General features: G+C 38.3%; 10 protein-coding genes. 4 read left to right on the top strand and 6 right to left on the bottom strand.

Features of this window, described 5'->3' with window-relative positions:
• The 3 genes from B5J93_RS13875 to hflX form a co-directional block, all read right to left on the bottom strand.
• The coding region (locus tag B5J93_RS13875) for a hypothetical protein (protein WP_211278896.1) at nucleotides 1-215 on the bottom strand (215 nt) is incomplete at its 3' end.
• Nucleotides 216-764: 549 nt separating this feature from the next.
• Nucleotides 765-983: a hypothetical protein gene (locus B5J93_RS12875; protein ID WP_079326732.1), complete on the bottom strand. Its 219-nt coding sequence runs from the start codon at nucleotides 981-983 to the stop codon at nucleotides 765-767.
• Nucleotides 984-1,126: 143 nt separating this feature from the next.
• A complete protein-coding gene (gene hflX / locus B5J93_RS12870) occupies nucleotides 1,127-2,521 on the bottom strand; it encodes a ribosome rescue GTPase HflX (RefSeq protein WP_079326731.1) in 1,395 nt (464 codons plus the stop codon).
• A 202-nt stretch (nucleotides 2,522-2,723) separates the two neighbouring features.
• On the opposite strand from hflX, the gene B5J93_RS12865 reads away from it, so the two are divergent.
• Both B5J93_RS12865 and folP read left to right on the top strand, forming a co-directional pair.
• Nucleotides 2,724-3,446 carry a hypothetical protein gene (locus B5J93_RS12865; RefSeq protein WP_079326730.1) on the top strand — a complete coding sequence of 241 codons (723 nt, stop codon included), beginning with the start codon at nucleotides 2,724-2,726 and terminating at the stop codon, nucleotides 3,444-3,446.
• 100 nt (nucleotides 3,447-3,546) lie between these two features.
• Nucleotides 3,547-4,467, top strand: a complete 921-nt coding sequence (gene folP / locus B5J93_RS12860; protein ID WP_079326729.1) for a dihydropteroate synthase — start codon at nucleotides 3,547-3,549, stop codon at nucleotides 4,465-4,467.
• Between the two features lie 363 nt (nucleotides 4,468-4,830).
• On the opposite strand, the gene B5J93_RS13635 is transcribed toward folP, so the two are convergent.
• Nucleotides 4,831-5,007 (bottom strand): hypothetical protein, encoded by a 177-nt coding sequence (locus B5J93_RS13635; protein ID WP_158080752.1) that lies wholly within the window; start codon nucleotides 5,005-5,007, stop codon nucleotides 4,831-4,833.
• A 41-nt stretch (nucleotides 5,008-5,048) separates the two neighbouring features.
• Nucleotides 5,049-5,978, bottom strand: coding sequence for a hypothetical protein (locus B5J93_RS12855; RefSeq protein WP_079326728.1), 930 nt, complete (start codon nucleotides 5,976-5,978; stop codon nucleotides 5,049-5,051).
• Nucleotides 5,979-6,548: 570 nt separating this feature from the next.
• Between B5J93_RS12855 and rplU the strand changes: the two genes are divergently transcribed.
• On the top strand, nucleotides 6,549-6,860 hold the full coding sequence (rplU, locus tag B5J93_RS12850; protein WP_079326727.1) for a 50S ribosomal protein L21: 312 nt from the start codon (nucleotides 6,549-6,551) through the stop codon (nucleotides 6,858-6,860).
• Between the two features lie 40 nt (nucleotides 6,861-6,900).
• Nucleotides 6,901-7,158 carry a 50S ribosomal protein L27 gene (rpmA, locus tag B5J93_RS12845; RefSeq protein WP_029102112.1) on the top strand — a complete coding sequence of 86 codons (258 nt, stop codon included), beginning with the start codon at nucleotides 6,901-6,903 and terminating at the stop codon, nucleotides 7,156-7,158.
• 242 nt (nucleotides 7,159-7,400) lie between these two features.
• Here rpmA and B5J93_RS12840 read toward each other — a convergent pair whose 3' ends face one another.
• A complete protein-coding gene (locus B5J93_RS12840) occupies nucleotides 7,401-7,727 on the bottom strand; it encodes a CPBP family intramembrane glutamic endopeptidase (RefSeq protein WP_228707212.1) in 327 nt (108 codons plus the stop codon).
• Nucleotides 7,728-7,921 lie beyond the last annotated feature (194 nt).

The following is a 7,921-nucleotide window of genomic DNA, read 5'->3' as shown; positions in this document are numbered from 1 at the left end:
TTAAGTTCGGTTGGTATAATGATGGCAAAAACTTCAAAAATTAAGCTATTAACCAACATAAATAATGGGCTGAAATAAATAACAAATTTTTTCCGAAACGTTAAATTGCGATATTTTCCATCAGCGTTATTTATTTTTTTATTACCTATTTTATTTCCAAAATATCTCAATGGTAATGGTAAATCACGGGGTATATGCCACGCACCATTTATCATTATTTGGCGGTGTGTGGTACACACCCTGCAGACTTACTCCTTAGTGGATAAGTTCTCTTCATGGATAATATGTTGCCATAAAATTCTGTAAGCATAAAATATTAATATAATGCTTGCAGACTGAATAAAAATTAGATAAAAATAACATAGAGCTTGTTTTTTCTATAAAGATTTAAATGGTAATTTATGTCTTTATTGATGGTATTTTATTTAATAGAAAATATTAATTTATAATTTTTGAATGGATAGCCTAATTTTTTGTATTCAATAATGGGTTTATCACCATTTAATGCCATGTCATATTCACATTTATGTTTAATTAATAAATTACAAGTTACTGGAGAGATATCATTGTCATCTTTGGCGTTAGCCATTGTCGTAAAAGATCCGCTGCTAAAACGATTAAAATTTAGTGAATCTGATTATTTGGTTGCCTGCATTACTTCTGTATTTTTTGCTAAACTATTTAAATCATAAAACAAAATCGCTATTTTTTGTGGTAAGTGTATACACAATGAAAGCCCAAGGGTTAAGAAAAGAATTTTATATTCAAAAAATAAATTTTTCTTTTTTAAGGCTTTCTAAGCTTTCATTTCTCCAAGAATACATATCCGCAAGCAAAAATGGCGTTACTATGGCTAGGTTGTAGAATGAAAGCCACCTTAATCCGATAAAACCATCATCAATAAACACCCAAGCCAAAACACTAACGGTATATAAAATTAAAAATATGACATATGATTTCTTTTTATTTAAAATATTTGTCATGCAGTTTTCTATAAAAATTAATAAAAAATAGTCTATTACAAACTCACAGTTTGGGTTAAGGTGCTGAAAAATTGAGCAGATTTTAGGATTGGCTTTAGTATAGTAAATAACAGAGTGTAGAATACACACCTACCACCCAAACCCTACAAACAAAACGGGTCTAAATCCTCATCTTTATCATTATTCACCCTAGCCTCCACCTTTTCAAACTCTTCCAATTCTGGCAAAAATTGGCTTGCCTCGTGTGGCGGTAATACGTCAAAAGCATTAAGATGATACCTACCAAGCAATTCTTTTAATTTGGTTTTGGCAAGGCGAACGGTGAGTATCTCATGCCCTGTATCGTCAAATTCGCTATGGGTGATGACCCCAAGCTCATGTAAGGCGTTTTTTAATTGTCCTGCGTGATAGGGTAGGGTTAAGTGAAAATCTGACAATCCCCCCACCAAAAGTTCCTGCACCGCTTGGGTTAGCTCATTGATACCCAAATTTGCATAAGCCGACACATAAACACGGTGGGGTGTGGTAGCATCCTTATAATGAATGGTGGGCTTTTCTTTGGTTTTGTCGATTTTGTTGTGGACAAGCAAGACAGGGGCGGTTGCACCAATTTCATGAAGAACGCTATTAACTGCGTCAATCTGCTCGTGCATGTTGGGACTGCTACTGTCAATGACGTGCAAAAGTAGGTCGGCTTCTAGGGTCTCTTCTAGCGTGGCGTGAAAACTCTCCACCAGTTCGTGTGGCAGATTTTGCACAAAGCCGACCGTGTCCGCCAGCACCACTTTGCCCACGCCTTGCCAGTCAATTTGACGCAAAGTGGGGTCAAGCGTGGCAAACAGCTGGTCAGCACTGTAAATGTTCTCGCCCGTCAAAGCGTTGAACAGCGTGGATTTGCCTGCGTTGGTATAGCCGACCAGCGAGACGGTGGGTGTGGACGATTTGGTGCGTTTGGCTCGTCCGATTTGGCGGGTTTGTTTGACTTTGGCGAGCTTGTCTTTCAGCTGACCTACCCGCACTTGCAAAAGCCGTCTGTCGGTTTCAAGCTGGGTTTCGCCCGGCCCCCGTAGCCCAATACCGCCTTTTTGTTGCCCAAGATGAGCATAGCCACGCACAAGCCTTGACGACAAATGGGTCAGCTGGGCAAGCTCCACTTGTAATTTGCCTTCATAAGTCCTTGCTCGCTTGGCAAAAATGTCCAAAATCAGCCCCATACGGTCAATGACCCTGCATTGCAAGATTTTTTCCAAATTGCGTTCTTGGCTTGGCGTAAGCGTATGATTAAAAAGAACAATTTCCGCTCCCGTCTCAGCGACTTTTTGGGCGATTTCGTCCGCCTTGCCCGTCCCCACAAAATATTTGGCACTTGGTTTGTTCATTGTGCCTGTGATTTCGCCCAAAATCTCGGCATCGGCAGAAATGGCAAGTAAGCGAAATTCGTCCAAATCGTTTTGATTGTCGGCAAAATCCAAACTTTTAAAAGTGCAATGCACCAAAATCGCCTTTTCTGTGCTTTTGTGTTGTTCAAAATAGTGCAAAGTTTTTCCTTAACAAGGATTTTAAAATAAGATATAATGGCATAATTAGAAAGTTTTTTCAAGAGAATTTTTATATTAACCATTTTTGAATTAAAATGTGTTAAGTTTAAAATCATTGGAATGCTAAAATGAAAAATAGAGCAGTTAAAAATATTCCCAATCCGAGATTGAAAATACCAAAGACATTCACACTTTGATAGAAATGGCTTGTGTAATTTTTCAAAATTATCGTCCACATAAACCGCTTGAAGTGTGTACTTATTGTTGTGTTTGTGAACATAATGTAGAATTGATTTATAAACTGCCTGTGCGTGAATTGTCTACTTTGACAATTTATGATTATGTGAATGCGGTAGAATGTGGTGATAAAATCGCCTTGTCTGATGAAATATTATATTTTATGCCAAGAATGTTTGAATTTTTGGTAGAAGATGAAGAAATTCGTATGGAATTTGAAGATTCTTTGAGTGAATGTTATTTGAATTTGGGCGTTTGGTCGGAATTGGAATTAACGGTTTTTAAACAATTTGCTAAATTATTTTTAAAAAATAAATTATGCCAATATGATGACTGGCATTATGTGAATGTTTTTGGCATAATTGAAATGATTTTTTCGTCAGGATTGGTAGAAATTATTGATGAATTATTGGAAGTTTTATTAAAATTTTTAAATAATGATGTAGCATTGATAAATTTTTGTGAATATATTTACCATACCAATTATGATAGTTATTGTGATATTGATTGTAATTGTGATGATTGTCAAGGCTTGTACGGTAAAATTAGCCAATGGATAAATTATCCACACCATAAACATATCATTTCTCAAAAAATATTAGCATTAACAGAAAAACCCATTTACCAAACCTTAAATGATGAATATCAATATTATATAGAAACGGTATTTGACAGATTATCAAAATAAAAACAAAGTGATTTTTAAATAATAAAAAATACAATGTTTTTAATCAAATTATCTGCTATAATATTGTCAAAATTTTAAAACCTATTTGGACAAATTTACAATGACCGACTTTAACGAAACCCCAAACCCTTTATTCGCCCCTTTACCCAATTTTGCCTTATCCGCCAATGGCAAAATTTTAAATCTATCCAAACCCAGAATAATGGGGATTTTAAATGTAACGCCCGATTCTTTTTCGGACGGTGGGCAATTTACCGCCACCCACACCGCCCTTGCCCGAGTGGACGAAATGCTACGCCAAGGGGCAGACATTATTGACATTGGAGCGGAATCCACTCGCCCCAATGCCACGCCTGTTACAGACGAGTTGGAGCTGGCTCGCTTGACACCGATTGTTACCGAAATCAAAAAAACCCACCCCAATCTTTGGTTGTCCATTGACACGAGTAGCCCGTCCGTTATGGCACAAATGGCGGATTTGGGGGTGGACATTTGGAACGATGTGAGGGGGCTGTCAAGGGCGGGGGCGGTAGATACGGCAAGTCGTTTGGCTTTGCCTGTCGTGCTAATGCACAGTCGGGGCGAGCCTGCGACAATGGACAAAATGGCGGTCTATGACGATGTGGTGGCGGAAGTGTCGGCGGAGCTTGGGGGCTTGGTGGGTAAGGCGGTGCAAGCGGGCGTTCGGCGGGAAAATATCGTCCTTGATGTGGGTATGGGCTTTGCCAAAGAATACGGACATCATATTGATATTGTTAAGAATTTGGGCGAATTTGGCAAATTGGGCTATCCGATGTTGTTTGGCGTGTCTCGTAAACGCTTTGTTGGCGAAATTTTGGCGGAGAGCGGTATTGAAACCCTAGCAAACACCAATCCTGCCGAGCGAGATACCGCCAGCACTGCCCTTGCTCTACTTGCGGTGGCACAGGGGGCGGGCATTGTGCGGACGCATAATGTGGCACAAGTCGCCCAAAGTTTGGCGGTGTGGTATTCGCTTTCGAATAAGATTGATGACGATTGATAAGGGGGTTGCGTATTTGCAATTTTTGGCGTTTTTGACATTTGCTGTGGGGATAATAAAAATATATGATTAGAAATCAGATATTTTTTATTTGCATTGGAATGAAACACCCAAAAGCCACAAAAATAGAAATGGTATTGGCGGTAGTTGGTATTGCTTTTTAATATAATGATGATTGTGAGAAATATTTGATTTGTGGGATTTTAAATTAAATATTTTCAAAAAATCAATCCGAAAGTAAGATGTATAGTCCGTAGGCTGGGTTGAGATAACGAAACCCAACATTTTAAATACGAAACTTAAATTGTTGGGTTTTGCTATCGCTTAACCCAACCTGCCGAGCTATGGCGACTTGCAGTGGCGTTAAAATATTTTCAGCGTTAAAAAATGTTTCAGAAACCTTTTTTTGGGTAAAAAATCATTAAAATATTCATTTTTAGTATAAACCCAAATCGGCATCGCTTTTTGAAGGCTTGAAATAAACACCTTTTCTTGGGTAGAAGCAATGCCGTCTTCTTTAAAAAATGGATATTCTGTCATTTTTTCTGCTTAAAAGTTGAATTGATTAAAAAAATTGATTTTCAACAATCATAACCATAATCCACAATAGGTAGTTTTTGCCCAATCACTTTTTCTATCTTTTCTTTTAAATGGTTTTTATCAAAAGCATAACAAGGCAAAATGAAAAGGCGAGTGGTGTATTCTTCGCCCTTTTCTAAAATGCAAAAATCGTCCCAGCCGTAGCCTTTGGCGGGTAAGGCACGCGTCATTTCAAAGCGTTCTATTTGATCAAGTGGTACAAATTGAGCTGATATTTCATCGGCAATTCCCAAAATTCCATTGGTTTTATCCACCCATAGAACAGGCTTTTTGCCGAAACGCTCTGTTAAAATAGGTGGTCGGCGTTTCATCGATTGATATTCTTTATAATTTCTGGTCAAAGAAATTTCTTCTTCAAAAAGCACAAAATCAGAAATTTGCATCTTACTTTCATATTCTTCATTCAAAAGTAAATGCGGATATTTTCTTTGGTTAATGACTTCAAAATGAAGTTGTTGAGTGTCTTTCCAAAAATACAAATGAAAGTTTATATGATTATTGGTGTCAAAATCAAAACCGATGTCGTAATAAGGAATATGATTTTTGCGTTCTTTTAAATGCCTGTGCAAAGTGTTTTTTATCGTTAAAACTTCTTTTAAATCAATGGTATAAGGATTAAAAACCACAAAAGAATACGACTGAACAGCAATATTCTTTCTGTGGTGGGGAATATAATAAAATCCCCAATTTTTAAAGAGCAGATTTCCCACTCGCACAGGGTATGTAAAGGCGTAGTGGTTGGAAAGTTCCAAGTCCATATCGAGCGTATTGTTGGGTTCCACACAGGGCAAGGCGAGTATTTCGGCATAAGTGCTATCCCACGAAACGAATTCTTTTTCAGGCGATTGCACTTCAAAGCCTAAGTTGTAATCGTTGTAATTTTTGTCTAAAATTTCATATAGTTTTTTCATTTCAATTTAAAAGTCTCAAAAATTTGGGCTTTTTCATCGGTATCACGATAAAAAGAGCTGTTATCAGGTTTGAAATTGCCCATTTTTTCTATGGAAGTTCGTAGGTTGGGTTGAGGTAACGAAACCCAGCATTTTAAATCTGAAAACTTAAACTGTTGGGTTTTACTATCGCTTAACCCAAATACAGACTGACTTTGGAATTTTAACGGTTGTAGATACTCTTTGTCAACAGGCGTACCATTTAAACGCTCTTTATAAAAAAGTTGTATCTATCGCCCCACGCCCACTGATAATAACACCACACCACCAATGTCATCATTTGTAAGTTTGTGGGGTGCAGGGTAGAAAAAAGTTGGGTTTCGTATTGTAACCCAACTTACAAGCTGAACAAAATTCCCAATCGGCATTAGAACACATTCGCCCCTTTGACTATACAATGGCATACGCATAAAAAGTACTTGCATTCCCCAAAAAAATAGCGTATAATGGGGCGTTTTTATCCTAGTCTCGTCCGTTTTCAAGTGTTGGCAGGTCGCCAATCACGGCAGACAGGTTTCTTGGAGAGTACAGATGTACGCAGTTATCAAAAGTGGCGGTAAGCAACACCGTGTCAGCGTTGGCGAGACTTTGAAAGTTGAGCTTCTAAAAGCAGAAGTTGGTGCAACCTTGAATATTGAGGAAGTGCTAATGGTAGTAAATGGCTCTGATGTAAAAATCGGTCAGCCTGTGGTTGCTGGTGCCAGCGTGGTTGCAGAAGTGGTTTCTCACGGTCGTGGTAAAAAAGTGCGTATCGTTAAGCATAAACGTCGCAAGCATTACCACAAAGAGCAAGGTCATCGCCAATGGTACACCGAGCTTAAAATCAACGCAATCAATGGTTAATTTATATACTTTATAAAAAGTATTCACAGGAGATATTCTCATGGCAACTAAAAAAGCTGGTGGTTCCACCAAAAACGGTCGCGATTCTAACCCAAAAATGCTCGGCGTAAAAGTATTTGGCGGTCAAGATGTCATCGCAGGTAACATCATCGTGCGTCAGCGTGGCACCGAATTTCACGCAGGTGAAGGCGTAGGCATGGGTCGTGACCACACGCTATTTGCCTTGACTGATGGCGTAGTAAAATTTGAAAAGAAAGGCGAGTTTGGTCGCCGTTATGTGTCTGTTGTTGGCGAATAATTAGCCAAAGGCTTGACACAAAATCCCACGAGTGCAAACTGGTGGGATTTTTTATGGGTAAAATTTATTTAACATAATCCTTTTTGATGTTTGCGTGGTGTTTTGGATAGGGGTGGAATTGACTATAAAGCCTGCGTAAGGTGCGTATCATGCACCAATAAAGGGCTGTTGCTTCAAACGATGCGTGGTTGCACCCTACGCCTAAGGTTGGTTTTGTGGTACTTTTAAAATTCTTGACTGTATTATTTTGACATGATGACCAACGTTCCTAACATCAAGGCGAAATTGTGTAAAAAATGCAAAAATATGGCAAAGGCGAGCGTTCCCCCTGTGGTTCTGGCATAAACAAAAATAAAACCACCGATAAAATAAAAAAGAACAGAGCTTGGGTTAAAGTTGTAGTGTGTAAAGGCAAAAACGGTACTACTACTAATAATAAGTGCCATACGCTCACTTTGAAAAGCGTCCAATGTCGCTCGCCATAAAAAGCCACGAAAAATAATTTCTTCACAAATGGGGGTGATGATCACAGTGCTGATTAGGGTTGCCCAAAGTCCGTAATTTAAAATGTTTTCACTTAACCTAAGATGAATGTCTCGGGTGTGATTCGCCCATTGAAATGAATGTAAGATAATAAAAATAATCGTCCATAATAATCAAAAATTCGGCACTCGTCCAAAAAGTATGCTGTAACGAAAACTAGGGCATGTTGAACATTGACAACATTTTCACAAAAATACGATGGGCATTGTTAAATCAAAAT

The organism is Moraxella equi, from assembly GCF_002027555.1.
Classification (GTDB): Bacteria; Pseudomonadota; Gammaproteobacteria; order Pseudomonadales; family Moraxellaceae; genus Moraxella; species Moraxella equi.
This window is presented reverse-complemented; position numbering and strand designations above follow the sequence as displayed.